This window comes from Nonomuraea sp. NPDC005983 (assembly GCF_040614375.1).
Lineage (GTDB): Bacteria > Actinomycetota > Actinomycetes > Streptosporangiales > Streptosporangiaceae > Nonomuraea.
In genome coordinates, this window is record NZ_JBEXUP010000013.1 from 57035 (window position 1) to 83153 (window position 26119).

Here is a 26119-nt window from a genome sequence, read left to right on the forward strand (position 1 = left end):
GTCGGCGTGTGCAAATAATGCTCGCGCTTACTAACGTCGCCTGAGGAGTATTCTATGCCTCTCGCTCTGTTCGCCCTCGCGATCAGCGCCTTCGGCATCGGCACCACCGAGTTCATCATCAACGGGCTGCTCCCCGAACTGGCCGCGGACTTCGACGTGACGATCCCCGCCGCGGGCCTGCTCGTGTCGGGGTACGCCCTGGGCGTGGCCGTCGGCGGGCCGCCGCTGACCATGCTCGGCGGCCGGCTGTCGCGCAAGACCATGCTGCTGTCGCTGATGGTGCTGTTCATCGCCGGGAACCTGCTGTCCGCGCTCGCCCCCACGTACGGCGTGCTCATGGTCGGACGCTTCCTGGCCGCCTTCTCGCACGGCGCCTACTTCGGCGTCGGCTCCGTGGTGGCCGCCGACCTGGTCGCACCGCAGAAGCGAGCCAGCGCCATCGCGCTGATGTTCACCGGCCTGACCCTGGCGAACGTGCTCGGGGTGCCGCTCGGCACCTGGATCGGGCAGGCGTTCGGCTGGCGGGCCACGTTCTGGGTCGTGGTCGTGATCGGCGTTGTGGGGCTGATCGGCGTGCTCGCGCTGGTGCCCGCTCAGCCGCGCCCCGAGTCGGGCGGCCTGCTGCGCGAGCTGGGCACGTTCCGCAAGGGCGGCGTCTGGCTGGCGCTGGCCATGACCGTGTTCGGCTTCGCGCCGGTGTTCGCCGTGATCACCTTCATCGCCCCGATCATGACCGGGGTCGGCGGGTTCTCGCCCGGCGCGGTGCCCGTAGTGATGGCGCTGTTCGGGGTCGGGCTGGTGGTGGGCAACCTGATCGGCGGCCGGCTCGCCGACCGGGCCGTCATGCCCGCCATCTACGGCTCGGTCGGGCTGCTCACGTTGCTGGCCGTGGCCGTCGCGCTGCTGGCGGGGAGCCAGGTGGCGTTCGTCGTCGCCATCACGCTGTTCGGTGTGGCGGCCTTCGCCACCGTCCCGCCGCTGCAGACGCGGGTTCTGGACGCCGCCGCGGGCGCGCCCACGCTGGCCTCCGCGGCCAACATCGGGGCCTTCAACCTGGGGAACGCGATCGGGTCCTTCGCGGCCGGGCTCACGATCGACGCCGGCTTCGGCTACACCGCGCCCGCCTGGTCCGCCGCCCTGCTCGGGCTGGCCGGACTCGCGGTGGCGGGCCTCGCCGGCGTCCAGTTCCGCCGCCACAGGGCCGTCCCAGCCTGACGGGGCGGCCCCGGAGCGGCCCGGAGCGACCCGGAGCGACTACGCCCTGCCGGACTCGTGCGCCAGCAGCCACTCCTTCACGGGGACCCCGTAGTAGTAGCCGCCGAAACCGCCCGTGGTGGGCAGGACCCGGTGACACGGTACGAACGGGGCGATCAGGTTCTGCGCGCACGCGGACCCGGCCGCCCTGGCCGCCGTCTTCGGCAGGCCCGCCCGCTCGGCCAGCTCGCCGTACGACACCGTGGTGCCGGGCTTCACCTCGCGCAGCGCCTGGTGCAGCCGCTTGCGGGTGGGCGTGCCCGGCTGCTCGACCGGGATGGCGTCCAGTGCCAGCAGGTCGCCGTCGAGGTAGTCGCGGACGGCCTGCGAGGCGGGGCCGAGATCGTCCACCACGTCCAGGCCCTCGGCCTGGAGGGCGAGCGCGAGCCTGACGAACATCTCTGTGGGGTCGGCGGTGAAGCCCGCCGCCACCAGCGCGTCCTCCCGCATCAGCAGGGACAGCGGCCCGATCGGCGTGGGGAGGACCTGAGCGTAGATCATGATGAACTCCAGAGGTGCAGCGCGGCGTAGGCCCGCCAGGGCCGCCACCGCTCGATGTGGTCGTGCGGGATGCCCAGGGCGGCCATGCGCTTGTCGAGCACGAGGTCGCCGGTGGGCCACGCGTCGGGGTCGCGCAGCGCGCGCAGCCCGATGTAGCTGGCGGTCCACGGCCCGATACCGGGAACCTCCAGCAGCTCGGCCACGGCCTCGCCGGGGTCCTGCCCGCCGTCGAGGTCGAGGCGGCCGTCGGCCGTGCGGGTGGCCAGGTCTTTCAGCGTGTCGATCCGCCGGTTCGTCAGGCCGAGCCCCTGCAGGTCGGCCTGGAGCAGCTCGGCGGGCGTGGGGAACAGGTGCGAGAGCCCGCTGCCGGCCCCGGCCCCGCCCTCCGGCGTGTGGCTGCCCGCCCTGGCCACGATGCGGCCCAGCAGCGTGCGGGCGCCGGCGACCGAGATCTGCTGGCCCACCACGGCGCGCACCGCCAGCTCGAAGCCGTCGAACGTGCCGGGCACCCGCAGGCCGGGACGGGCCTCGACCAGCGCCCCCAAGGAGGTCTGGCGGAGCGCCTCGGCGATGGCCTCGGGGTCGGCGTCGAGGTCGAGGAGGCGGCGGCAGCGGGCGACGATGCGGGCGAGCTGCCGGGTGTCCTCGATGGCGACGTCCAGCGCGATGTGGCCGGGCTGCGGGGTGAGCGTGACCGTCCCGCCGGGCACCGCCCGGCTGTAGGACGTCCGGTCCGCCGCCTCCAGCCCGGGGATCGCACGGGAGGCCAGGAAGGCGAGCACCCCGTCGGCGTCGTACGGCTCGCGCCGGTGCAGGCGCAACCGGAGCGTCGCGGGCGCGGCGACCACGTGCGCCTCCGCCGGGCAGCCGCCGGGCGACGTGCCCGTCAGCGCCTCGTCCGCCGCCTGGCCCGCTGCCTGGCCCGCTGGCTGGCCCGCCACGTTCTGGCCCGGCGTTGCGCCGTCCGGTGCCGCGCCGCCGGCCCTGCCCGCGCCGGCCGCCCTCCTGGTGGCGCGTCCGTCGGTGGCGGCCGCTCTGGCCGCGCCGCCCGCAGTGGCACGCAGCTCGCTCGGGGTGAAGCCGTACGTCTCGCGCATCGTCGCGTTGAACTGGCGGACGCTGCCGAACCCCGCGGCGAACGCCACCTCGGTGACCGACAGCGACGTCTCGGTCAGCAGCTGTTTGGCCAGCAGGAGCCGCTTCGTCCTGGCGACGGCCAGCGGGCCGACGCCCAGCTCGGCGACGAACAGCCGGTGCAGGTGCCGCTCGGTGATGTGCAGGCGGACGGCCAGGCCTGCCACGCCGCGCTCGTCCGCCGCGCCGTCGTCGATGAGACGCAGCGCGCGTCCGATGAGGTCGCCGCGCAGGTCCCAGCCGGGATCGCCCGGCGACAACTCGGGACGGCAGCGCTTGCAGGGGCGGAAACCGGCCGCCTCCGCCGAGGCCGCGTGCCGGTAGAAGCGGACGTTACGCGAGGCCGGGGTACGGGCCGGGCAGATCGGACGGCAGTAGATGCGCGTCGTGGTCACCGCCGTGTAGAAGCGTCCGTCGAAGCGTGCGTCCCGGGCGGCGACCGCCCGGTAGCAGGAGTCGAAGTCGAGCTCTAGTGGTGACATGCCTCCGAGCGTAAGTCCTCGTCAGGGGCCGTGACTGGCGGAAATCGGACACGACCGTGAAACCGCAGGTCGCCAGCTCGCAGGGGGTGACTGGCGGAGATCGGACCCGCGGGCGGGCCGTGCCGCCGCGATCAGGTGAGGGTGCGGACCCGCGTGGCCGGTCCGTCGCCGATGGCTTGAGGACGGGTGAGCCAGTGGGCGGGGTCAGGGTTGGCGGCGGAGGGGGCCGAAGGCGAGGGGGAGCCAGCTCAGCGCCATGACGACGCCGCCCGCCCAGAGCGGCGCGCGCAGCCCCCACACCTCTCCGAGCAGCCCGGCGAGCAGGCTGCCGAGGCCGAGGGCGCCCATCAGCAGCAGCCGCATCGTGGCCGTCATCCGGCCGAGCAGGTCGTCGGGCGTCACCCGCTGCCTCAGGCTGACCAGCAGAACGTTGTTGATCCCGGTGCGGAACGTCAGCACGAACCAGGCCGCAGCCCCGGCCACCAGCCAGCCGCCCCGATCGAGGAACGGCACCAGGAGCGCCGCCGGCGTGGTCACCAGGCTGACGAGCCAGACGCCCCTGCCGGTCCCGAAGCGCCGCCCGATCAGGTGCGCGGCCGACGATCCGGCGAGCACTCCCAGACCGCCGACCGCCAGGAACGCCCCCAGCACCCACTCCGGGTAGCCGAGGTGCTCGACGATCAGCACGGGCAGCAGCACCGAGCAGAGCGGGAACGCCAGGTTCGCCATGGTCCCCTGGGTGAGGGCCGCGACCAGCACCGGGTTGCCGAACAGGAAGCGCACGCCGTCCACGATCCGGCCGCGCAGCGACTCGCGGGCGGGCCGGTCGCTCACGGCGGGCGGCGGTTCGTGGACGCGGCGCAGCCAGGCGGCCGACCACAGGTAGCTCAGCGCGTCCAGCAGGATGGCCACGGGCGCGCCGGCGAGCTGCACCAGGACGCCCGCCGCGCTCCTGCCTGCGATGTCCATGCCCGCGCCGGTCCCCACCAGCAGCGAGTTGGCAGCCGTCAGCCGCTCGCGTCCGACCAGCCCGGGGACGAGGCTCAGCGACGCCACGTCGAACAGCAGCGACCCCGCGCCGACCAGCATCGCCACCAGGTAGAGCTGCGCCATGGACAGCCATCCCAGCCACCACCCGACCGGCACCGACGCCAGCACCAGCGCGCGGGCCAGGTCGGTGGCGACCATCAGGGGGCGGCGCCTGAGCCGGTCCACCCAGGCGCCGGCGGGCAGGCCGACTATCAGCACCGTCAGCGTGCTCAGCGCGCTGAGCAGGCCCACCTCGCCCGGCCCGGCGCCGAGCGTGGTGACCGCGAGCAGGGGCAGGGTGACGTAGCTGATCTGGCTGCCGAGCTGGCTGACCGCGCCGGCGATGTAGAGGTCGCGGAAGCCGGGCTGCCGCAGCAGGGGCGCTTCGGTCAAGCTTGTTGCCGTCATGTCGCCAACGATGCTGATATGGCCTTCGACGGCGCCATCGATTAAGTGAGACGCGAATCCATGACTCTGGATCTCCACTTCACGGCCCGCGACGTGGCCAACACCCGCTTCGCGGTCTCCCCGCTCGGCGAGGTCGTCGCCAGCGTGCGGGTGGTCAAGAACCCGGCGGGGCACCCGCTGCTCAGGCCCTGGGCCGAGCGGGTGCGCAGGCGGCTGGAGGACGTCGACTGGCGGCTGCTGTCGGACCTGGTCCCTGTCCCCACGGTCTCCATCGCGGGCTTCGCCTGCACCCCGCCGTCCACCTCGATGCCGGACCTGGAACTGGAGCTGGCCACCATGCGCGGCGCCGCCGGCCGCGTCAGGACGGACCTCGACCACATCCGGACCCCCAGGACCAGGCGCGTCCAGGCGCTCTACGACGACCCGGAGAAGGGGCTGGAACGCCTGGCGGAGGAGGTCGCCGGCTACTGGGAGGCGGCGATGGCGCCGTACTGGCCGAAGATCAGGGCGCTGCTCGAAGGTGAGATCCTGCACCGGGCCAGGCTGCTGGCTGAGGGCGGTGCGCAGCGCATGCTGGCCGACCTCGACGCCGCCGTCACCTGGGAAGACGGCACGCTGCGCGTGGAGCACCGGTACGTGTCGGGAGACCGCTCGCTGCGCGGGCTCGGGCTGCTGCTCGTGCCGTGCGTGTTCGCCTGGCCGAGGGTCTTCTCGGTCACCACCCCGCCGTACCAGCCGACGGTCCGCTACCCGCCGCGCGGCATCGCCACGCTCTGGGAGCGTCGCGAGCTGGACGTGCCGGAGGCGCTGGCCGCGGTGCTCGGCAGGACGCGCGCCCGGCTGCTGGTCGAACTCGACCAGCCCGCCTCCACCCGCGACCTGGCCCAGCGCGCCGGACTCTCAGAGCCCGGCGTCAACCAGCACCTCACCGCGCTGCGCAGGGCCGGTTTCTGCACCGCCCACCGCACCGGGCGGTACGTCCTGTACGCCCGGACGGCCACGGCCGAGGCCCTGCTGGGCGGCCACTACTTGGACGAGACGCCCACACCCAGGTCGAACTCCCGGTAGACGCGCGCCCAGAACCCGTCGCGCAGCCAGACCCGGGCCTCGGGGAAGGGCCGCAGCGAGTGCCCCAGCTCCTTCTCCGCCTCGATGAGCAGTTCGGTGTCGATCACGGTCGGCAGGATCGGGCCCGGCAGCAGGTCGCGGATGTTGTCGCGGCCGCGCGTCAGGATCCACTTCTGCGCCACGTGCTCGCCGACGTCCTCGACGCGCGGGCGGTTCGGCCCGAGCTTGGCCACCTGGCCGGGCTTGACGTGCGGCTTGACCGGAGTGCGCCCGGCGAAGACCTGTGCGGGCGACGGCGCGGCGGCCGGCGGTGTGACCGGGACGGGCTGGGGAGCACGGCTGAAAAAGGGCCTCAGGAAATCGGCGGAGATCACTTCTACGGTGTCGGACTCCCACACGAGCCGTTCGGCCTGGTTCGTGCCGTACGGCGGTTCGACGCCCCACAGGTGGATGCGCACCCCGTACGCCTGGGCCGCCTCCACCGCGGGCACCATGTCCTCGTCGCCCGCCAACAGGATGGTGTCGGTGACCGCGTGATGCCTGGCCAGTGCCTCCAGATCGCTCCTGATCTGCGCGTCGACGCCTTTCTGCTGTCCGCGCGCGTTCAGGTTGCCAAGCCGGACCTTGACCCACGGAAGCTGGGCGATGACGCGCTGGTCGACGGTGGGCACACGGTCGCGCGCGGCGTCATACCAATAGATCCGCAGTAGTTCGCCGGAAATTCGTACCTCGGCATGTTTCTGTAGACTCTGGATGAGCTCATCGGCGGCCACCCGGTATTCCTTGCGCTCCTTGGCGCCAAGCAGGACTTCACCTGCGGCGGCGTACAGGTATCCGACGTCCACCAGGACGGCGTACTTTGCTGCCACAGGATGCGGCATGAGGTCTGGGATGGCCATGTTCGTCCTCCAGGCCGCGGCGTTCGTTGATCGGCTGACTATATACGTGCCTACTTTTCTAGATAGTCCCAACTCCTGGGAAGCTTGACACCCGTTTCGCTGGATCTATCTAGGGTAGGCCGCTCATCCGCCAAGCCGACTTCCCCGGTGAGAGTGGGTTACGCATCGTTCTCGCCGGGTTTCGCCACGTTTGACTTCTGGGTGCGGGCGGCGGCGCCGGTTCGGCCTCTCGCGTGGCGAGAACCGCCACGAGCGCGGCGATCTCCTCAGGGGTGGCGTCACCCCGAACGATCTTCAAATGTCCACTCATAGCGGGATGTTCCCATGCTTCTTGGGCGGCAGCGAGGCGCGCTTGTTCCGCAGCGCGCGGAGCGCCTTGACAACCTGTGCCCGCGTTTCGGCCGGCCGAATCACCGCGTCGACGTAGCCGCGCTCGGCCGCGATGTACGGATTGGCCAGCGTGTCCTCATACTCGGTCACCAGCCGGGCCCGCTCGGCGTCGGCGTCCTCGGCGGCGGCCAGCTCGCGCCGGTAGAGGATGTTGACCGCGCCCTGCGCGCCCATGACCGCGATCTGCGCGGTCGGCCAGGCCAGGTTGACGTCCGCGCCGAGGTGCTTGGAGCCCATGACGTCGTAGGCGCCGCCGTACGCCTTGCGGGTGATCACGGTGACCAGCGGGACGGTGGCCTCGGCGTAGGCGTAGAGCAGCTTGGCGCCGCGCCGGATGATTCCGTTCCATTCCTGATCGGTTCCTGGGAGGAATCCCGGTACGTCGACAAAAGTCAGGATCGGAATATTGAAGGCGTCGCAGGTGCGAATGAATCGGGCGGCCTTTTCGGATGCGTTGATATCCAGACATCCGGCGAAATGCATGGGCTGGTTGGCGACGACTCCCACCGGACGCCCGTCCACCCGGCCGTAGCCCACCACCACGTTCGGCGCGAACAGCGCGTGCACCTCCAGGAACTCACCGTCGTCCAGCACGTGCTCGATCACCCGGTGCATGTCGTACGGCTGGTTCGCCGAGTCGGGGATCAGCTCGTCCAGCTCGGGGTCGGGCTCCAGGTCCGTGGCGGCCTCGAGCGCGGGCGCCTCGTCCAGGTTGTTGGACGGCAGGTACGACAGCAGCGCCTTGACGTACTCCAGCGCGTCGTTCTCGTCCGAGGCCTGGTAGTGGGCCACGCCCGACTTGGTGTTGTGCGTGTGCGCGCCGCCGAGCTCCTCGAACGTGACCTCCTCGCCGGTCACCGTCTTGATCACGTCCGGCCCGGTGATGAACATGTGCGACGTCTGGTCCACCATGACCACGAAGTCGGTCAGCGCGGGGGAGTAGACGTGCCCGCCCGCCGCGGCGCCCATGATCAGCGAGATCTGCGGGATCACGCCCGACGCGTGCACGTTGCGCTTGAAGATCTCCGCGTAGAGCCCGAGCGCGACCACGCCCTCCTGGATGCGCGCGCCGCCGCCCTCGTTGATGCCGATGATCGGGCAGCCGGTCTTGAGCGCCAGGTCGAGCATCTTGACGATCTTCTCGCCGTAGACCTCGCCGAGCGAGCCGCCGAAGACGGTCACGTCCTGCGAGAAGACGCAGACCTGCCGGCCGTCGATGGTGCCGTGCCCGGTGATCACCCCGTCGCCGTAGGGGCGCCGGTTCTCCAGCCCGAACATCGTGGAGCGGTGCCTGGCGAACTCGTCGAACTCCACGAACGAGCCCTCGTCCAGCAGGGCCAGCACCCGCTCGCGAGCCGTCATCTTGCCCTTGGCGTGCTGCTTCTCGACCGCCGCCGTCGACCCGGCGTGGACGGCCTCGTCGAGCCGCCGCTCCAGATCGGCGATCTTGCCAGCGGTGGTGTGGATGTCCGGCATATCCGGCATGGCCTCGGCAGCTGTCATGCGCGCAAGGGTAATCCCTCCTCATAGAGTGGATCCATGACGCACGCGGTTCGCACCGAAGGTCTGTTCAAGAGGTACGGGCCGCAGGTCGCGGTCGCGGGTGTCAACCTGGTCGTCCCCGCGGGCAGTTTCGCCGGGCTGGTCGGGCCCAACGGCGCGGGCAAGACCACCACGCTCAGCATGGTCACCGGCCTGCTACGCCCCGACGGCGGCCAGGCCGAGATCGACGGGCTCAGCGTCTGGCGCGACCCCGTCCAGGTCAAGGCCAGAATCGGGGTGCTGCCCGAAGGGCTCAGACTGTTCGAGCGGCTGTCGGGCCGCGAACTGCTCCTCTACTGCGGGCGACTGCGCGGCATCCCCAAGGCCGACGTCGAGGGGCGCGCCCACGAGCTGCTGCACGTGATGGACCTCGACGGCGCCGCCGACAAGCTCGTCGTCGACTACTCCACCGGCATGCGCAAGAAGATCGGCCTGGCCGCGGCGCTGCTGCACAACCCGTCGGTGCTCTTCCTCGACGAGCCGTTCGAGGGCGTCGACCCGGTCAGCGCCAACACGCTCGCCGAGGTGCTGCGGCGCTTCACCGAGTCGGGCTCGACCGTCGTCTTCTCCAGCCACGTCATGGACCTCGTCGAGCGGTTGTGCGACTGGGTGTCGGTGATGAGCGGCGGCCACATCGTGGCGCAGGGCCCGCTGGAGGAGGTCCGCGGCGGGAGCAGCCTCAACGAGGCGTTCCTGCGGCTGGTCGGCGGCCGGCGCGACGACGGCGGCGCCGGGCTGTCCTGGCTCGGCGCCCAGACCAGGGAGCGGTAGTGGCCACCGTCCTGCTCTTCGGCGGGCTCAAGCTCCGCCTGCTCGCCGGGAACCTGCGCGGCGACGTCCAGCGCAAGCTCGGCTTCGTCTTCACGCTGATCATGGCCGTGGTCCTGGCGCTGTTCGGCTTCCTGCTGATGGCCCTGCTCCGGCTGGCCCCGCACGACGTCGCGGCCGACCTCGTCACCGTCGCGTACGCGCTCTTCCTCATCGGCTGGATGATCGTGCCGCTGCTCGCCTTCGGGCTCGACGACACGCTCGACCCCGCGCGGCTGTCGCTGTTCCCGCTGCGCACCCGCGAGCTGGCCGTCGGCCTGTTCACCGCGTCCGCCACCGGGGTGTGGCCCGCGGCGACACTGGTCGTGACTGCGGGCGCGCTCGCCGGGCTGGCCACGGGCGTCGACGGGGTCCTGCTCGGGGTGCCGGCCGTGCTGCTCCAGTTCGCGCTCTGCCTGGTGACGTCCAGGCTGGTCACCACGTCGCTGTCCGGCGCGATGCGCACTCGGCGCGGCCGGGACGTGCTGGCCGTGTCGGCGATCTTCGTGGTGCTCCTCGCACAGCTTCCGAACCTGGTGCTCAACCGGGGCCTCGGCGACCCCGCCGCGCTGCTGCACGGCACCGCGAGCCTCCTCAGATGGACGCCGCCCGGCATGGCGGCGCACGCGATGGCCGCCGGCGGGCTGACCGGGCTGGCCGAGGTGGCCGTCCTGGCGGTCGTGGTGCTGGTGGTCGGCTGGCTGTGGATCAAGGCGCTGAGCCGGGCGCTGGTCATGCCCGACACCTCCGTCCGGGCCGCGTCCGTGCGCAGGGAGAGCGGGCTGGTCGACCGCTTCCTGCCCGACGGGCCGCTGGCCGCCGTGGTGACCAAGGAGCTGAAGTACACCAGGCGCGAGCCCAGGTTCCGCGTGTCCTGGTTCGTCGCCATCGTGGTCACCGTCGTGCTCGCGTTCTCGCTGACCAGCAGCGGGGCGCCCATGGGTACGTGGGTGCCCGTGCTCCTCACCGCGTCAGGAGCGACGATGATCGCCCTGCAGTCGGGCAACGCGTACGGCCTCGACGGCCCGTCGCTGTGGATGAACGTCGTCGCCTGCGGCTCGGAGCAGGGGCTGCGCACCGACCTGGCCGGGCGGCACCTCGCCAACGCCCTGCTCGCCACCCCGCTGCTCGCCGCGCTCGCCGTCGCCGCCGGGCTGTACACCGGGCACCCCGGCGCGATCGTCCCGGCGATGCTGGCCGGATGGGGCGCTCTCGGCATCGGGCTCGGCGTCGGCGCCGTGACCAGCGTGACCATCCCGTACACCGTGCCCGAGCGGCTCAACGCCTTCAGCGGCGCCGCCCCCGGGCAGGGCGGCCAGGCGTTCGCCTCGTCCATAGGGGCGCTGCTCGGCATCGCCGCGCTGTCGCTGCCGTTCGTGGTGGCGCTCGTCTTCGGGGCCCTCTGGGTTCTCGTGCTCGCGCCGTTCTACGGGCTGCTCGCCGAGGTGCTCGGCAGGCGGCTCGCGGCGAAGATCGGGTTCGGACGGCTCCCGGAGCTGGTGGCGGCGGTGTCGCGGCCGACCTGAGTACCGGCGACACCATTGGTCTAGTCCATTTGGTGAGACCGGTCTTCGGTCGCCCAGACCGACTCGATACCCTTCGAATCATGATTGACCAGGGGATCCAGGGTCGAAATGCCGCCGTTATCGAGATGCCCCACGAGCTGCGCCACGACGTGCGCCTGCTCGGTGAACTACTCGGCCAGGTGATCGCCGAGCAGGGTGGGGCCGATCTGCTGGCCGACGTCGAGCGGCTGCGCAAGGCCGTCATCGCCGCCCGCAGGGGCGAGGCCTCGGCCGACCAGATCACCGCCATGGTCGCCGAATGGGAGATCGAACGGGCCGTCCAGATCGCCCGTGCCTTCACCTGCTACTTCCACCTGGCCAACCTGGCCGAGGAGCACTACCGCATCCGTACGCTGCGCGAGCGCGACACCGAGGGCGCTGCGCAGCGCGAGTCGCTGGCGCAGGCCGTCCAGGAGCTGGGCCGTGAGCGGGTCGCTGAGCTGGTCGAGGGCCTGGAGCTGCACCCGGTTCTGACCGCGCACCCGACCGAGGCGCGCAGGCGCGCGGTCGTCACCGCGATCCAGCGCGTCAGCGGGCAGCTCACCGAGTACAACACGCCGGGGCGCGGCGCCTCCGAACGGGCGGAGAGCAGGCGCCGGTTGCTGGAGGAGATCGATCTGCTGTGGCGCACGGCCCAGCTGCGCTCCACCAAGCTGGACCCGCTTGACGAGGTCCGCACCGCCATGGCCGCCTTCGACGAGACGCTGTTCCGCGTGGTCCCGCAGGTCTACCGGTCGCTCGACGCCGCGCTCGGCGACGCCACGGGCACCCGTCCGCCGCTGGCCAGGCCGTTCATCCGCTACGGCAGCTGGATCGGCGGCGACCGCGACGGCAACCCGAACGTCACCTCCAAGGTCACCCGCGACACCATCCAGATCCAGGCCGAGCACGTGCTGACCGCGCTGGAGACCGCGACCAGCCGCATCGCCCGCACGCTCACCGCGACCGCGCAGCTCGCCCCCGCCTCGCCCGCGCTCAGGTCGGCGCTGGGGGCTGCCGCCGACGCCAGCCCCGAGCTGGTCTCGGAGCTGGCCAAGCGCTCGCCGCGCGAGCCGCACCGGCAGTGGCTGCTGTTCGTGGCCGCCCGCATCGCCGCCACCCGCCGCCGCGACCTCGACCTCGCCTACCGCTCGCCCGCCGAACTGCTCGCCGACCTGCGCCTGACCCAGGAGTCGCTGGCCGAGCACGCCGAGCGGCAGGCGTACGGCGAGCTGCAGCACCTCATCTGGCAGGTCGAGACGTTCGGCTTCCACCTGGCCGAGCTGGAGGTCCGCCAGCACTCCCAGGTGCACGCGGCGGCGCTGGAGGAGGTCAGGGCCGGTGGCGAGCTGTCGGAGCGCACCGAGGAGGTGCTGGCCACGATCCGGGTGATCGCCTGGATCCAGGAGCGGTTCGGCGTCACCGCCTGCTCCCGCTACGTCGTCTCCTTCACCCGCTCGGCCGACGACGTCGCCGCCGTCTACGAGCTGGCCGAGCACGCGCTGGGCGCGCGTGCCCTGGTGCTCGACGTGGTGCCGCTCTTCGAGTCCGGCCAGGACCTGGAGAACTCGCCGGACGTGCTGACCGGCATGCTCGAGCTGCCTCAGGTGCGCGAGCGGCTGGCGCAGACGGGCCGGCGCATGGAGGTCATGCTCGGTTACTCCGACTCGGCCAAGGAGCTGGGCCCGGCCGCCGCCACGCTGCGGCTGTACGAGGCGCAGGAGCGGCTGACCGACTGGGCAGTGCGCAACGACGTCCGCCTGCGCATGTTCCACGGCAGGGGCGGCGCGCTCGGCCGGGGCGGCGGGCCCGCCAACCGCGCGGTCCTCGCCCAGGCGCCCGGTTCCGTCGCGGGCCGTTTCAAGGTCACCGAGCAGGGCGAGGTCATCTTCGCCCGTTACGGGCACACGGCGATCGCCCGCCGCCACATGGAGCAGGTGACGAACGCGGTGCTGCTGGCCTCGTCGCCGTCGGTCGGCGCCCGCACGGCCGCCGCCGCCGACCGCTTCCGCTCGCTGGCGGAGCAGGTGGCGACGGCCTCCGAGGGGGCGTACCGGTCGCTGACCGAGGCGCCCGGCTTCCCCGAGTGGTTCGCCCTGGTCAGCCCGCTGGAGGAGATCGGCTCGCTGCGCCTCGGCTCCCGCCCGGCCCGCCGCGGCCTGGGCGCCCCCCGCTCGCTCGACGACCTGCGCGCCATCCCGTGGGTGTTCGCCTGGGCCCAGACCCGGGTGAACCTGCCCGGCTGGTACGGCCTCGGCACCGGGCTGGCGGCGGTCGCCTCCCTGGAGGAGCTCCAGGCGGCGTACGCCGAATGGCCGCTCTTCAACGCGATGCTCGACAACGCGGAGATGTCGCTGGCCAAGACCGACCGCTCGATCGCCGAACGCTACCTGGCGCTCGGCGGCCGGGAGGACTTCACCGGGCAGGTGCTGGAGGAGTACGACCGGACGAGGAGCCTGGTGCTGCGGGTCACCGGCCACACCCGCCTGCTGGAGAACCGCAAGGTCCTCTCGCGCGCCGTCCAGCTGCGCGACCCGTACGTCGACGCCCTGTCGCACCTTCAGCTGCGCGCGCTGCGGGCGCTGCGCACCGGCGAGGTCTCCGAGCAGGAGCGCGAGCGCCTGTCGACGCTCCTGCTCCTCTCGGTCAACGGCGTGGCGGCGGGCCTGCAGAACACCGGCTGACAGGCCCGCGGGGCTCAGCGGAGGCCGTCGAAGAAGGCGCGGATGTCGGAGGTGAGCGCCTCGGTCGCGGTGTGCGCGGTGTAGTGGCCGTGGGCCGGGGCGTCCAGCGTCTTCCAGGAGACGATGCCGTGGTGGTCGCGCTCGGCGAAGCGGCGTATCGAGGCGAAGTCGCCTTCGCTCATGGCCAGCGCGGTGGGCGCCGTGGTGGGCTGCTTCGGCTGCTCGGCGCGGGCGTTCTCCCAGTACAGGCGGAGGGCGGAGCCGGCCGTGCCGGTGAACCAGTAGATCGCCGCGTTGGTCAGCACGAAGTCGTCGTCGAGGTCCTCGTCGAAGAGCTGGACGAGCCAGCCCAGCAGGCCGGCGGGGGAGTCGGCGATCGCGTGCGCCAGCGTCTGCGGCTGCTGGGAGTGCAGGACGTTGAAGGCGCCCTTCTCCTTCCAGAACCAGTCGAGCACGGCCAGGCCCGCCTGCTCCTCCTCGCTCAGGTCCGCGAACTCGGCCGGGTCGCCTGACGGGAAGGAGAACAGCTGGGTCACGTGCACTCCCACGACGTGCTCCGGGGCGACCCTGCCGAGCTCGGGCGAGATCATCGACCCGGCGTCGTTGCCCACCGCGCCGTACCGCTCGTAGCCGAGCCTGGCCATCAGCTCGGCCCACGCGGCGGCGATGCGCAGGTTGTTCCAGCCCAGCTCGGTCGTCGGGCCGGAGAAGCCGAAGCCGGGCAGCGACGGGATGACCAGGTGGAAGTGGCGCGACAGCGGTTCGACGGCGGCGAGGTACTCCACGACCGAGCCGGGCCAGCCGTGCGTGAGGATGAGCGGCAGGGCGTCGGGGTTGCCGGAGCGGACGTGCAGGAAGTGGATGTTCTGCCCGTCGATCTCGGTGGTGAACTGCGGGTACGCGTTGAGCCTGGCCTCCTGCGCCCGCCAGTCGTAGCCGTCGCGCCAGTAGCCGACGAGCCGCTTGACCCGCTCGACGGTGACGCCCTGGTCGGCGCCGGCGATCTCGTGGGTGAAGCGGGTCAGGGCCAGGCGGGCGTGCAGGTCGTCGAGGTCGGCCTGGGGGATCTCGATGCGGAAGGGGCGGATCTCGGACATCGGTGGCCCTCTCGGTCAAGGAATGGAACGGATCGTTCTGTTCATAGATTAGCAGAACGGAATCATCTATTCCACTCATATGGCCTGGAAGTCCGGGAGGTGTGGCGAGGGAGGCTACAGGCTGATCCGCTCCTGGCCCGCGTAGACGTTGCAGCGCTCGCCGCGCAGGAACCCGACCAGCGTCATCCCGAAGTCCCTGGCCAGGTCCACCGCCAGCGACGAAGGGGCCGACACTGCGCACACCACCGGCACACCCGCCGCCAGGGCCTTCTGCATGATCTCGTAGCTGGCCCGGCCGCTGACCATCAGCACGTGCTCGGCCAGCGGCAGCCGCCCGTCGAGCGCGGCCCAGCCGACGAGCTTGTCGACCGCGTTGTGCCTGCCGACGTCCTCCCTGAGCGCGATCAGCTCGCCCGCCCTGGTGAACAGGCCCGCCGCGTGCAGCCCGCCCGTCTTGCCGAACACGCCCTGCGCCTTGCGCAGCCGGTCCGGCAGGGCGTACAGGACCTCGGGCGCCAGCTCCAGCGAGCCGCGCGGCAGCGGACGGCAGCGGTCGTGCAGTACGTCCAGGCTGGCCGAGCCGCATACGCCGCACGCGCTGGACGTGAGGAAGTGGCGGTCGAGCGCCGGCAGGTCGGGGATCGGGCCGTGCAGGCGCACCGTGACCGTGTTGTACCGAGCCTCCGGCGCGACGTCCTCGTCGGTGCAGTAACCGATCGCCGCGACGCCCTCCGGGCTCGCCAGGCCCTCCCCGTGCAGGAAGCCGGCGGCCAGCTCGAAGTCGTGGCCGGGGGTGCGCATGGTGATGGCGACGGTCCGGCGGGCACCGTCGAGCGAGCTGAGCCGGATCTCCAGCGGCTCCTCGGTGGCCAGGTCGTCGCGGCGATCGCGGACGACGGCGCCGGAGATCTCCCGGATCCTGACGCGGGTGGTGGGGCCCGGCCTGGTGTTCACAGCGGACGCACCGTGACGCACGCGTTGTAGTCGGGGATCCGCGCGTCGGGAGAGCGCCTGGACTCGTCCAGCAGGACGTTCCCCTCCGGCCAGTGGATCTGCAGGTTGCCCGGCATCACCGGCGCGCGCAGCACCCTGCCCCGGTAGGAGCGCTCGCCGGAGCGCAGCTCGACGGGGGAGCCGTCGGGCAGGCCGAGGCGGTCGGCGTCGTACCCGCTCATCAGCACGGCCTCGCGGGTGGCGCCGTTGAAGCCGTCGAGGCGCTCGTGGACCATGCTGTTGAACTGCTTGCCGCGCCGCGTGGCCACCATGAACGTCCCGTCGGGGCGTTCCAGCGCGGGCAGCTGCACGGCCGAGAACCTGGCCAGCCCGTCGGGGGTCTGGAAGCGGCCGTCGGCGAACAGGTGCCGTCCGCCGTACTGGACGTTGTCGCCGAAGGCCCGCAGGTCGGCGATGCCCTGGTAGAACGGGACGGCGCGCTCGATCTCCGCGCGGATCTGCGGGGTGCCCGCGAACCGCACCTGTCCCGAAATTTCGGGACGTGTGCGGGCGGCCAGCTCGGTGAAGATCTTCCACTCCGGCCACGCCTCGCCGATCCTGGGCCCCTCGACCTCGGGCGAGAAGATGATCCGCCGCTCCGTCGAGGTCTCGGTGACCCCGCCGACCATCTCGTACCTGGTCTGGGCGGGCAGCAGCAGGACGTCCCCCTCGCAAGGGGCGAGCATCTGCGAGGAGAGCACGATGTCGATGTGGATCCGCAGCCGCGGCCGCGAGAGCGCCTCCCGGCAGTAGCCGGGGTCGGGCAGGACCTCCAGGAAGTTGCCGCCCGAGGAGATGAGGACGTCCAGATCGCCCGCGTGCGCCGCGTCGATCATGTCGGTCGCGGTCAGGCCGGGCGTCGCGGGGACCTCGAAGCCCCATATATCAGTAAATTTCGTGGCATTTTCTGGCGTGATCGGCAGGCCGCCCGGCAGGCCCGTCGCGTACGCGCCCATCTCGGCCCCGCCCTGCACGCCGCTGTGCCCGCGGATCGGCATCAGCCCGCACTTGTCGCGCCCCAGGAAGCCGCGGGCCAGCGCCAGGTTCACGATCGCCCTGACGTTGTCCTCGCCGTAGCTGTGCTGCGTGATGCCCATCGACCAGACCAGCACCGCGGACCGCGCCTCGCCGAGCAGCCTGGCCAGCCTGAACATGTCGTCGCGGGTGGCCCCGGACAGCGCCTCCAGCTCCTCCCACGACTGCGCCGCCACCGCCTGCCGCGCCGCCTCGAAGCCCGAGGTGCGCTCCTCGACGAACTCCTTGTCGACCCAGCCGTGCTCGACCAGGTGCTTGAGCACGCCGTTCAGGAAGCCGATGTCGCCGCCCACGTTCACGCCGAAGAACTCGTCGGTGATCTTCGTCCCGAACAGCGCCGACTCGGCGTTGGACGGCACCCAGTACCTGTCCATGCCTGGCTCGCGATAGGCGTTGACCATCGCGATCCTGGTTCCCTCCTTCTTGGCGTGGTACAGGTACTTCATCGCCACGGGCTGGTTGTTCGACGGGTTCGAGCCGATGAAGACGATCAGGTCGGAGCCGATCCAGTCGCTGTAGGAGCAGGTGGTGGCCGCGGCGCCGATCGTCTGCTTGAGCGCCACCGTCGAGGGCGAGTGGCAGACCCGTGCCGCGTTGTCGATGTTGTTCGTGCCGAGCGCCCGCACCGCCTTCTGCGCGGCGTAGTAGTTCTCGTTCGGCACGCCGCGGCTGGTCAGGTACGCGCCGAAACGCGCGCCGCGCAGCCCGTCGGCGGCCACGCGCAGCGCCTCGTCCCAGGAGATTCGGGTGAAGCCCGGCTCGCCCGCCCGCCTGAGCATCGGATACGGCAGCCGCCCCAGCTCCCGCAGCTCCGCGCTCTTCTTCCCGGCGAGCCCGGAGACGTCACGCAAGGTCCGGTACTTCAGCGCGGGCATCGTGTTCAGGGGAAGCAGTCGCAGCCTGATGTTGCACAGGTGGATCTCGTCCATCGTCCAGTCGCGCATGCCCTGGGTGCCCAGCGCGCACCCGTCGCACGTGCCCTGGTTGAGAATCCGCCATGCGTACCGCCGGTTGCCCTTGACCGAGCGGAACGCCCGCACCAGTTCCAGGTAGTTGTTCGGCTTACGCAGGCCCAGGCCGAACGGCCGCCACGAGGCCCAGTTACGCGGGTCCAGACGTCTGCTCATGGTCTCATCTTCCCCTCGCCCGGGCTCCGGCGACAGCGGGCGTCGGGCGATCCGCGAAGATGGAATGGTGCCCGACTCGCGATACTCCGACCTTGAGCGCCCGCCTCTCTCCGAGGCGGCGCTGATCCGCGCCCTGGTGCGGCCCGGCAGCCTGTGGACCGGCCTGACCGTCGTCGACACCACCGGCTCCACCAACGCCGACCTGGCCCAGGCCGCCCGAGCGGGAGCGGCGCAGGGCGCGGTGCTGGTGGCGGAGGCGCAGTCGGCCGGCAGGGGCAGGCTCGGCCGCACCTGGGCCGCCCCGCCGCGCTCCGGGCTCACGTTCTCCGTGCTGCTCACGCCGTCCGTGCCGGTGGCCGCGCAGGGCTGGCTGTCGCTGTTGTTCGGCGTGGCGGCGGCGTCGGCCGTACGCAGGCTCGCCGAGGTGGACGTCCGCCTCAAGTGGCCCAACGACCTGCTGATCGGCGAGCGCAAGCTGGCCGGGGTGCTGGCGGAGCGCGTCGAGGACGCGGTGGTCATCGGCATGGGCCTGAACGTGACGCTCAGGCGCGACGAGCTGCCCGTCGAGACCGCCACCTCCCTGGCCCTGGAGAAGGCGGCCTGCCTCGACAGAGACCCGCTGCTCAGAGCCGTCCTGCGGGAGGTCGAGACGCACTACCGCGAGTGGGAGGAGGCGGGCGGCGACGCCGAGGCGTGCGGGCTGCGGGCCGCCTACCTGGCTGCCAGCGCCACCGTCGGGCGCGACGTCAGGGTCGAGCTGCCGGCCGGAGAGGTGCTGACGGGGCACGCCACCGGCATCGACGGCGCCGGGCACCTTGTGGTGGAGGCCGGAGGCAGGCGGCACACGCTGAGCGCCGGCGAGGTCGTCCACGTCCGGCCGAGCGCGTAGCCACGCGGTTCGTCCCAACCTCGTGGCCGCGCGCCCGCCGAGGTGGCACGATTTGCGCATGACCATCCCGGACCATCACCTGACGCAGGGTGAACGCCGTATCCGGTCCTTCCATCCCCATTGGAAGCGACTCGTCGTCCCGTTCATCGCGCTCGTCCTCATCGCCGTGGCCGCGGGCGCGGGCCTGTTCCTCGTCCCAGGTGAGTGGGAGTACGCCTTCTACGCCAGGCTCGCCGTCGGGGTCATCGCCCTGTTGCTGCTGACGGTCTGGTCGTTCGTGCCCTACCTGCAGTGGAAGAACACCGGGTACGTGCTCACCACGCACCGCTTCACGATCAGCACCGGCGTGCTCAACAAGTCGACCGACGAGATCCCGATGACCAAGGTCAACACGGTCAGCTCCGACCAGACCTTCGTCGAACGGCTCTTCGGCTGCGGCACGCTCACCGTCGAGTCCGCCGGCGACAGGGGGCAGATCGTGCTGCGCGACATCCCCCACATCCAGGACGTCCGCACCGACCTGTTCAGGCTGGTCGAGGACGCCTCCGACGGCGACGACGACGAGAGATGACCTCGGGCGCGGGCTCGCCGGAGCCGCCGCCGGGCAGGCCCACGGCCGAGCAGATCGACCGGCTGCTCGTCGGCGCGCCCGCCCGCCACACCAGTCGTGGTCGACTCGGCGTTCGCCGGCGAGCCCGACGGGAACCCGGCGGCCGAGCTCCACAAGATCAGGCGGCGGCCCGCACGCGGGCTCGGCGTGGTGCAGCCCTATGTCTTGCGGAGGCCATCCTCCTGACACAAGATGGCTGCCATGCCGTACGAAGTGCAGGGCGTCATCGCCCGAGGCAAAGGCCAGGAAGTCTCCGTCGAAACGGTCGTGGTGCCGGACCCGGGGCCGGGCGAGGCGGTCGTGAACGTGCGGGCCTGCGGGGTCTGCCACACCGACCTGCACTACCGCGAGGGGGGCATCAGCGACGACTACCCGTTCCTGCTCGGCCATGAGGCGGCGGGCGTCGTGGAGGCCGTCGGCGAGGGCGTCACCGGGCTGGAGCCGGGCGATTTCGTGATCCTCAACTGGCGGGCCGTGTGCGGCCAGTGCCGGGCCTGCCTGCGCGGGCGTCCCTGGTACTGCTTCGCCACCCACAACGCCGCGCAGAAGATGACGCTGGCCGACGGCACCGAGCTGTCGCCGGCGCTCGGCATCGGCGCGTTCCTGGAGAAGACGCTGGTGGCGGCCGGCCAGTGCACCAAGGTGCCGGCCGAGGCGCCCGCCGAGGTGGCCGGGCTGCTCGGCTGCGGCGTGATGGCCGGGCTCGGCGCGGCGCTGAACACGGGCAACGTCACGCGCGGCGACACCGTGGCCGTCATCGGCTGCGGCGGCGTCGGCGACGCGGCCGTCCTCGGCGCCTCGCTGGCGGGCGCGTCCAGGATCATCGCCGTGGACGTCGACGACCGCAAGCTGGAATGGGCACGAGACTTCGGTGCCACCCACATCGTCAACTCGCGGGAGAACGACCCGGTCGAGGCCGTCCGCGACCTCACCGGCGGTTTCGGGGCCGACGTGGTGATCGACGCCGTCGGCCGGCCCGAGACGTACAAACAGGCCTTCTACGCCCGCGACCTGGCGGGCACGGTGGTGCTGGTCGGCGTCCCGACCCCGGAGATGACGCTGGAGCTGCCGCTGCTGGACGTGTTCGGCCGCGGCGGGTCGCTGAAGTCGTCCTGGTACGGCGACTGCCTGCCCTCGCGCGACTTCCCGATGCTGATCGACCTGTTCCTGCAGAACCGGCTGCCGCTCGACAGGTTCGTGTCCGAGACGATCGGGCTCGAGCAGGTCGAGGAGGCGTTCGCCCGGATGGGCCGCGGCGAGGTGCTCCGCTCGGTGGTGATCCTCTAGATGCTCGACAGGGTCATCACCTCCGGCACGTTCTCGCTCGACGGCGGCACCTGGGAGGTCGACAACAACGTCTGGCTGGTCGGCGACGCCCGCGAGGTGGTCGTCATCGACGCCGCGCACGACGCGAAGGCCATCGCCGACCGGGTGGGCGAGCGGACCGTACGGGCCATCGTCTGCACGCACGCGCACAACGACCACATCGACGCGGCCGCCGAACTGGCCGAGCGCACCGGCGCGCCGATCCGGCTGCACCCCGCCGACCAGGTGCTGTGGGAGCAGGTGTACGGCGACAGGCTGTCGTACGCGCCGCTCGACGACGGGGAGAAGATCGAGGCGGGCGGGATCACGCTGGAGGTGCTGCACACGCCGGGCCACTCCCCAGGAGCGGTCTGCCTGTACGCGCCCGACCTGTGCGCGCTGTTCAGCGGCGACACGCTGTTCAAGGGCGGCCCCGGCGCGACCGGCCGGTCGTACTCGTCGTTCGACACCATCATGGAGTCGATCACGCGGCGGCTGCTCGGCCTGCCCGCAGAGACCGTCGTGCACACCGGCCACGGCGACTCCACCACCATCGGCGCCGAGGCGCCGCACCGGGAGGAGTGGCTGGCCCGGGGGCATTAGAGATGTGACGGGGCTAACGTAGGCATGCCTAACCAAAGTCGGGTACCTTAGGCATGCCTAACCTTCCCCTGTTGAGAGGCCTGCCCTGCGATGTATGTGTGTGTCTGTCGTGCTGTGACCGAGAACGAGGTCCACGACTGCATCGCCGCCGGCGCCAAGAGCGCGAAGCAGGTTCGCGACACCACGGGGGCTGGTGGGGACTGTGCGCTTTGTGTCCGGAAGATCTGTGCAATCCTGAAAAGGTCTGAGGAACTGACGACCGCATAGCACGAGGGGCCGTCCATGCAGGGCGACACACAGATCATCGAGTTGCTGAACGAGCAGCTCACCGCCGAGCTCACCGCGATCAACCAGTACTTCCTGCACGCCAAGATGCAGGAGAACTGGGGTTACACCAAGCTGGCCGAGCACACCCGCGCGGAGTCGTTCGAGGAGATGCGGCACGCCGAGAGGCTCACCGACCGCATCCTGTTCCTGGAGGGGCTGCCCAACTACCAGCGCCTCGGCACGCTGCACATCGGGCAGACGGTCGAGGAGCAGCTCAGGGCCGACCTGGAGATCGAGCTGGGGGTGGTGGAGCGGCTGCGGCCGGCCATCAAGCTCATGCGAGAGAAGGGCGACATCACCTCGGCCCGTATCTTCGAGGACATCCTCGCGGACGAGGAAGAGCACATCGACTACCTGGAGACCGAGCTGGAGCTCATGCGGACCCTGGGCGAGCAGCTCTATCTCGCTCGCTACGCCGAGCCGCACTCCTGAGACGGGTGTGCCTGCCTGCCACGCCGAGCCGCACTCCTGAGGCCTGCGACACGCCGGGGGCCGGAGGGAATTGACCGACGGCCGACATGATCGCGTATTGGTTCGCCCCTCGGAGTTCGCGGCAATTTAAGCATGACTAACCGATATTTATCTGCGTTTGCCCAGGTCAATAGATAGGTCAACTACGAGTCAAACCGCGCGCTGTGACCGGGAAACGATCGCCTAAGGTCCTACGATCGCTTCATGACCTGCGTACTTCTCGCCGAGGATGACACCTCGATTTCCGAGCCGCTCGCGCGCGCCCTGCGCCGTGAGGGCTACCAGGTTGAGGTGAGCCCCGACGGCCCGCAGGCCCTGGAAAGGGCCCTGTCGGGTGGCATCGACCTCATCGTTCTCGACCTCGGCTTGCCAGAAATGGACGGCCTCGAGGTCGCACGCCGGATCCGCGCCGAAGGGCACGGCACCCCGGTTCTCATACTCACCGCCCGCGTGGACGAGGTCGACACCGTCGTCGGCCTGGACGCCGGCGCGGACGACTACGTCACCAAACCCTTCCGGCTGGCGGAGCTGCTCGCCCGGGTCCGGGCGCTGCTGCGACGCGGCACGTCCGAGACGCCCGTGGTGCAGGGCGTCCGCATCGACGCCGACTCCCGCCGCGCCTGGATGGGGGAGAAGGAGCTGCATCTGACGACCAAGGAATTCGATCTGCTGCGGGTGCTCGTCCGCGACGCGGGCAAGGTCGTCACCCGGGAACAGATCATGCGCGAGGTGTGGGACACCAACTGGTGGGGCTCCACGAAGACACTCGACATGCACATTTCGTGGCTGCGCCGCAAGCTCGGCGACGACGCGGCCAAGCCTCGCTACATCACCACCGTCCGGGGAGTCGGCTTCCGCTTCGAACGCGAGTAGGCGATGCGCCGACGCCTGCTCTCGTCCACTCTGGTCGTCGCGGTCATCGCGGTGCTCCTGCTGGGGGTACCTCTGGGCATCGTGGTCAGCCGCCTGATCGTCGACGAGGCGGTCCAGGAGCTCAGAGCGGAGGCGACGCGTCTGGTGGGGGAGGTCGAATACGCCCGCATCCAGGAGACGCCGCTCGACCCGCAGCAGCTCAAGCAGAAGTATCCGGGCCGCTACATACAGATCTGGGAACGCGGGAATCCCCCCAAGGTGACCGTCGTCGGCAACTCGCCGCCGTCGGGCCACCAGATGAACGAGGACGCCCAGTCCGACAACGGGCTCTACGTGCGGGTGAGTCGCGACAAGGACCAGGTCGAGCGGGACGTGCGCGCACGGCTGCTGCTGATCGTGGCCCTGGCGGTCGCGGCTCTGGCGGTGGCGGTCGGCCTGGCCATCGTGCAGTCGCGCCGGTTGACGCTGCCGTTGCAGGACCTCGCCAAGATCGCCGAACGGCTCGGCTCGGGCGACGCCAGACCGAGCAAACACCGGTACGGGATACCCGAGCTGGACCGGGTGGCCGAGGTCCTCGACCGCAGCGCCACTCGCATCTCCGAGCTGCTCACCCGCGAGCGCGAGTTCGCGACCGACGCCTCACACCAGCTCCGCACCCCGCTGACCGGCCTGACCATGCGTCTGGAGGAGATCGTCGCCGCCTCCGACCAGCCCGCCGTCGTCCGCGAGGAGGGCGAGGCGGCCATCGTGCAGGCCGAGCGGCTCACCGCCGTGATCGACGAGCTGCTCGCGGCGGCCCGCCGTCAGCGTCACGCGCAGGCCGAGCCCGTCTCCGTCGACGAGGTCCTCATTCAGCAGGTCACCGAGTGGGAGCCGGTCTTCCGCGGCTCCGGACGTTCGCTGCTGCTCGAGGGCACTCGCGGGCTGAAGGCCCTGGCCACCACCGGCGGCTTCGGGCAGGTCATCGCCTCGCTGCTGGAGAACTCCCTGCGGCACGGCGGCGGCGTGGTGACCGTCACGACGACCAGCGGCGACAACTACGTGGTGATCGAGGTCACCGACGAGGGGCCGGGCATCTCCGACGACATCGCGCCGAAGGTCTTCGAGCGGAACGTGAGCGGCGGTGGCGGCACCGGGCTCGGGCTGACGCTCGCCCGCGCGCTGGCCGCGGCCGACGGCGGACGCCTGGAGCTGGTACGCCGCCGCCCGGCGACGTTCGCGATCTTCCTGCGGCCTGCCGAGGACAACGGCAGGAACCGGGTGGTCAGCGGTCCTGCCTGATGCCGCCGTCGGGCAGCTCGGCCGGGATCGGCTCGGTCGCCTCCAGGAACACCCACTTCTTGTACGACCAGTAGCGGAACAGCGTGCCGAGGCCCACACCCATCAGGTTGGCGACGTTCAGGCTGAACGCGTCGTGCAGGTGCAGCGTGTACTTGGTGAAACCGATCGTCAGCATGCCGAACAGCAGGGCGATGCCGTTGAGCAGGAAGAACAGGAAGTACTCGCGGCCCAGGCCGCTCTGCTCGCGGTGGCGGAACGTCCAGAACCGGTTGCCGAGGTAGGCGAAGGTCGCGGAGATGAGGGTGGCCAGGACCTTCGAGGTCAGCGGGCCCAAGTCGAGCCACAGCATGAACACGTTGTACAAGCCCGTGTCGATGACGAAGGCCATCGCACCGATGACACCGAACTTGGTCAGTTCGTGGAGCAGGGTTGAGAACCGCTCATAGAGGCGCTTTACGAAGTTCACGTCTCTGATCGGTCCTTCCTCGTGTCGGGCATGACCATCCCAGCGTATCGGGTACGCCACTGGCCAGGGGCACATACCGGACGATGGGCCGCCATAGGGCGAATGCCCTCTGACGACCAGAGATGTACAGCATCGGACGGCGGGTAAGCTCACCTCACGTGAGTTCCTACAGCCCAGTCGTGGGCATCGTCGGCGCGGGCCAGCTCGCCCGGATGACGCAGCAGCCCGCCATCGCGCTCGGCGTCGAGCTCCGGGTGCTGGCCAACAGCACCGACGAGAGCGCGGCCCGGGTGATCGTCGACACCCGCGTCGGCGACTACCGCGACCTGACCGACCTGCGCGAGTTCGCCAAGGGCTGCGCCGCGATCACGTTCGACCACGAGCACGTGCCCACCGAGCACATCCGCGCCCTCACCGATGACGGCTTCGCCGTGCACCCCGGCGCCGACGCGCTGGTCCACGCCCAGGACAAGGCGGTCATGCGCGAGCGCCTCACGTCCTTCGGCGCGCCCTGCCCCGCCTGGTCCCGCGTGTCCGACGCCGCGGACGCCGAGCGGTTCGCCGAGAAGCACGGCTGGCCGGTGGTGCTGAAAGCCGTCAGGGGCGGCTACGACGGCCGTGGCGTCTGGGTGTGCCGGACCGCCGCCGACGTCGCCGAGGCGTTCCAGGCCGGGGTGCCGCTGATGGCCGAGGCGTTCGTCCCGTTCGAGCGGGAGCTGGCCGTCATGGTGGCGCGCTCGCCGCACGGTCAGGGCGTCAGCTACCCCGTCGTCGAGACCGTCCAGCAGGACGGCATCTGCGTCGAGGTCCTCGCCCCCGCGCCCGGGCTCGACCCCGAAGCGGCCGCGCAGGCCCAGCGCATCGCCCTGCAGATCGCGCACGAACTCGGCGTCACCGGCCTGCTGGCGGTGGAGCTGTTCGAGACGCCCGGCGGGCTGGTGGTCAACGAGCTCGCCATGCGCCCGCACAACAGCGGCCACTGGACCATCGACGGCGCCCGCACGTCGCAGTTCGAGCAGCACCTGCGGGCCGTCCTCGACCTGCCGCTCGGCTCCCCGTCCATGACGGCGCCCGTCGTCGTCATGGCCAACCTGCTCGGCGGCGACGAACCTGACCTGTTCAAGCGCTACGAGCACGTCATGGCCCACGACCCCGGCGTCAAGCTGCACTTCTACGGCAAGGAGGTGCGCCCGGGCCGCAAGATCGGCCACGTCACCGTCGCGGGCGACGACCTCGACTCCGTGCGCGCCCGCGCCCGGCACGCCGCCGTCTACCTGACCACGGGGGAGTACACGTGATC

The 26119-nt window shown here is 71.1% G+C and carries 24 protein-coding genes; 14 read left to right on the plus strand and 10 right to left on the minus strand.

The features are described 5' to 3' along the window. Positions 1–54 precede the first annotated feature (54 nt). Positions 55–1215, plus strand: coding sequence for an MFS transporter (locus tag ABZ297_RS09115; RefSeq protein ID WP_355341825.1), 1161 nt, complete (start codon positions 55–57; stop codon positions 1213–1215). A gap of 39 nt (positions 1216–1254) precedes the next feature. Here the strand turns inward: ABZ297_RS09115 and ABZ297_RS09120 are convergent, their stop codons facing one another. The 3 genes from ABZ297_RS09120 to ABZ297_RS09130 form a co-directional block, all read right to left on the minus strand. Then, positions 1255–1755 (minus strand): methylated-DNA--[protein]-cysteine S-methyltransferase, encoded by a 501-nt coding sequence (locus tag ABZ297_RS09120; protein WP_355341828.1) that lies wholly within the window; start codon positions 1753–1755, stop codon positions 1255–1257. Next, complete coding sequence (locus tag ABZ297_RS09125; RefSeq protein WP_355341831.1) at positions 1752–3371, minus strand: AlkA N-terminal domain-containing protein; 1620 nt, start codon at positions 3369–3371, stop codon at positions 1752–1754. Before ABZ297_RS09125 ends, ABZ297_RS09120 begins: the two co-directional genes overlap by 4 nt. 204 nt (positions 3372–3575) lie before the next feature. After that, positions 3576–4808 carry an MFS transporter gene (locus ABZ297_RS09130; RefSeq protein WP_355341834.1) on the minus strand — a complete coding sequence of 411 codons (1233 nt, stop codon included), beginning with the start codon at positions 4806–4808 and terminating at the stop codon, positions 3576–3578. A 60-nt stretch (positions 4809–4868) separates the two neighbouring features. On the opposite strand from ABZ297_RS09130, the gene ABZ297_RS09135 reads away from it, so the two are divergent. Continuing rightward, entirely contained in the window at positions 4869–5876 is a 1008-nt protein-coding gene (locus tag ABZ297_RS09135; protein ID WP_355341837.1) for a DUF5937 family protein, read from the plus strand. Here the strand turns inward: ABZ297_RS09135 and ABZ297_RS09140 are convergent. The 3 genes from ABZ297_RS09140 to ABZ297_RS09150 all read right to left on the minus strand — a co-directional run bounded on the left by ABZ297_RS09140 (position 5834) and on the right by ABZ297_RS09150 (position 8668). Further along, positions 5834–6775 (minus strand): NYN domain-containing protein, encoded by a 942-nt coding sequence (locus tag ABZ297_RS09140; RefSeq protein ID WP_355341840.1) that lies wholly within the window; start codon positions 6773–6775, stop codon positions 5834–5836. The genes ABZ297_RS09135 and ABZ297_RS09140 overlap by 43 nt on opposite strands. Positions 6776–6884: 109 nt before the next feature. After that, positions 6885–7085 carry an acyl-CoA carboxylase subunit epsilon gene (locus tag ABZ297_RS09145; protein WP_350803622.1) on the minus strand — a complete coding sequence of 67 codons (201 nt, stop codon included), beginning with the start codon at positions 7083–7085 and terminating at the stop codon, positions 6885–6887. Then, positions 7082–8668, minus strand: coding sequence for an acyl-CoA carboxylase subunit beta (locus tag ABZ297_RS09150; RefSeq protein WP_355341843.1), 1587 nt, complete (start codon positions 8666–8668; stop codon positions 7082–7084). The genes ABZ297_RS09145 and ABZ297_RS09150 overlap by 4 nt, the downstream gene beginning before the upstream one ends. A gap of 36 nt (positions 8669–8704) precedes the next feature. Between ABZ297_RS09150 and ABZ297_RS09155 the strand changes: the two genes are divergently transcribed. The 3 genes from ABZ297_RS09155 (at position 8705) to ABZ297_RS09165 (ending at position 13742) form a co-directional block, all read left to right on the plus strand. Continuing rightward, entirely contained in the window at positions 8705–9478 is a 774-nt protein-coding gene (locus tag ABZ297_RS09155) for an ABC transporter ATP-binding protein (protein ID WP_355341846.1), read from the plus strand. After that, on the plus strand, positions 9478–11040 hold the full coding sequence (locus ABZ297_RS09160) for a hypothetical protein (protein ID WP_355341849.1): 1563 nt from the start codon (positions 9478–9480) through the stop codon (positions 11038–11040). The genes ABZ297_RS09155 and ABZ297_RS09160 overlap by 1 nt, the downstream gene beginning before the upstream one ends. Before the next feature lie 80 nt (positions 11041–11120). After that, positions 11121–13742, plus strand: coding sequence for a phosphoenolpyruvate carboxylase (locus tag ABZ297_RS09165; RefSeq protein ID WP_355341852.1), 2622 nt, complete (start codon positions 11121–11123; stop codon positions 13740–13742). A gap of 14 nt (positions 13743–13756) precedes the next feature. On the opposite strand, the gene ABZ297_RS09170 is transcribed toward ABZ297_RS09165, so the two are convergent. From ABZ297_RS09170 to ABZ297_RS09180, 3 genes are all read right to left on the minus strand, one after another. Then, positions 13757–14839, minus strand: a complete 1083-nt coding sequence (locus ABZ297_RS09170) for an epoxide hydrolase (RefSeq protein WP_355341855.1) — start codon at positions 14837–14839, stop codon at positions 13757–13759. A 114-nt stretch (positions 14840–14953) separates the two neighbouring features. Next, a complete protein-coding gene (fdhD, locus tag ABZ297_RS09175; protein ID WP_355341858.1) occupies positions 14954–15793 on the minus strand; it encodes a formate dehydrogenase accessory sulfurtransferase FdhD in 840 nt (279 codons plus the stop codon). Then, entirely contained in the window at positions 15790–17994 is a 2205-nt protein-coding gene (locus ABZ297_RS09180) for an FdhF/YdeP family oxidoreductase (protein ID WP_355341861.1), read from the minus strand. Before ABZ297_RS09180 ends, fdhD begins: the two co-directional genes overlap by 4 nt. A 67-nt stretch (positions 17995–18061) precedes the next feature. Between ABZ297_RS09180 and ABZ297_RS09185 the strand changes: the two genes are divergently transcribed. From ABZ297_RS09185 to ABZ297_RS09220, 8 genes are all read left to right on the plus strand, one after another. Then, positions 18062–18883, plus strand: coding sequence for a biotin--[acetyl-CoA-carboxylase] ligase (locus ABZ297_RS09185; RefSeq protein ID WP_355341864.1), 822 nt, complete (start codon positions 18062–18064; stop codon positions 18881–18883). Between the two features lie 58 nt (positions 18884–18941). After that, complete coding sequence (locus ABZ297_RS09190; protein ID WP_355341867.1) at positions 18942–19454, plus strand: PH domain-containing protein; 513 nt, start codon at positions 18942–18944, stop codon at positions 19452–19454. A 240-nt stretch (positions 19455–19694) separates the two neighbouring features. Beyond that, positions 19695–20780 carry an S-(hydroxymethyl)mycothiol dehydrogenase gene (locus ABZ297_RS09195; protein WP_355341870.1) on the plus strand — a complete coding sequence of 362 codons (1086 nt, stop codon included), beginning with the start codon at positions 19695–19697 and terminating at the stop codon, positions 20778–20780. Beyond that, positions 20781–21401, plus strand: coding sequence for an MBL fold metallo-hydrolase (locus ABZ297_RS09200; protein WP_355341873.1), 621 nt, complete (start codon positions 20781–20783; stop codon positions 21399–21401). Between the two features lie 90 nt (positions 21402–21491). After that, the gene (locus ABZ297_RS09205) at positions 21492–21668 is read left to right on the plus strand and encodes a (2Fe-2S)-binding protein (RefSeq protein WP_350803609.1); all 177 of its coding nucleotides are present in this window, start codon (positions 21492–21494) and stop codon (positions 21666–21668) included. Between the two features lie 15 nt (positions 21669–21683). Beyond that, positions 21684–22160 carry a bacterioferritin gene (gene bfr, locus ABZ297_RS09210; RefSeq protein ID WP_355341876.1) on the plus strand — a complete coding sequence of 159 codons (477 nt, stop codon included), beginning with the start codon at positions 21684–21686 and terminating at the stop codon, positions 22158–22160. A 243-nt stretch (positions 22161–22403) separates the two neighbouring features. Beyond that, positions 22404–23072, plus strand: a complete 669-nt coding sequence (locus tag ABZ297_RS09215; RefSeq protein WP_043620820.1) for a response regulator transcription factor — start codon at positions 22404–22406, stop codon at positions 23070–23072. 3 nt (positions 23073–23075) lie between these two features. Next, on the plus strand, positions 23076–24353 hold the full coding sequence (locus ABZ297_RS09220; RefSeq protein WP_355341879.1) for an ATP-binding protein: 1278 nt from the start codon (positions 23076–23078) through the stop codon (positions 24351–24353). Here the strand turns inward: ABZ297_RS09220 and ABZ297_RS09225 are convergent. After that, on the minus strand, positions 24337–24819 hold the full coding sequence (locus ABZ297_RS09225; RefSeq protein ID WP_355341882.1) for a GtrA family protein: 483 nt from the start codon (positions 24817–24819) through the stop codon (positions 24337–24339). The two genes, ABZ297_RS09220 and ABZ297_RS09225, sit on opposite strands and share 17 nt — an antisense overlap. A gap of 185 nt (positions 24820–25004) precedes the next feature. Here ABZ297_RS09225 and ABZ297_RS09230 point away from each other — a divergent pair, with 185 nt between their 5' ends. Further along, positions 25005–26117, plus strand: a complete 1113-nt coding sequence (locus ABZ297_RS09230) for a 5-(carboxyamino)imidazole ribonucleotide synthase (protein ID WP_355341951.1) — start codon at positions 25005–25007, stop codon at positions 26115–26117. Positions 26118–26119 lie beyond the last annotated feature (2 nt).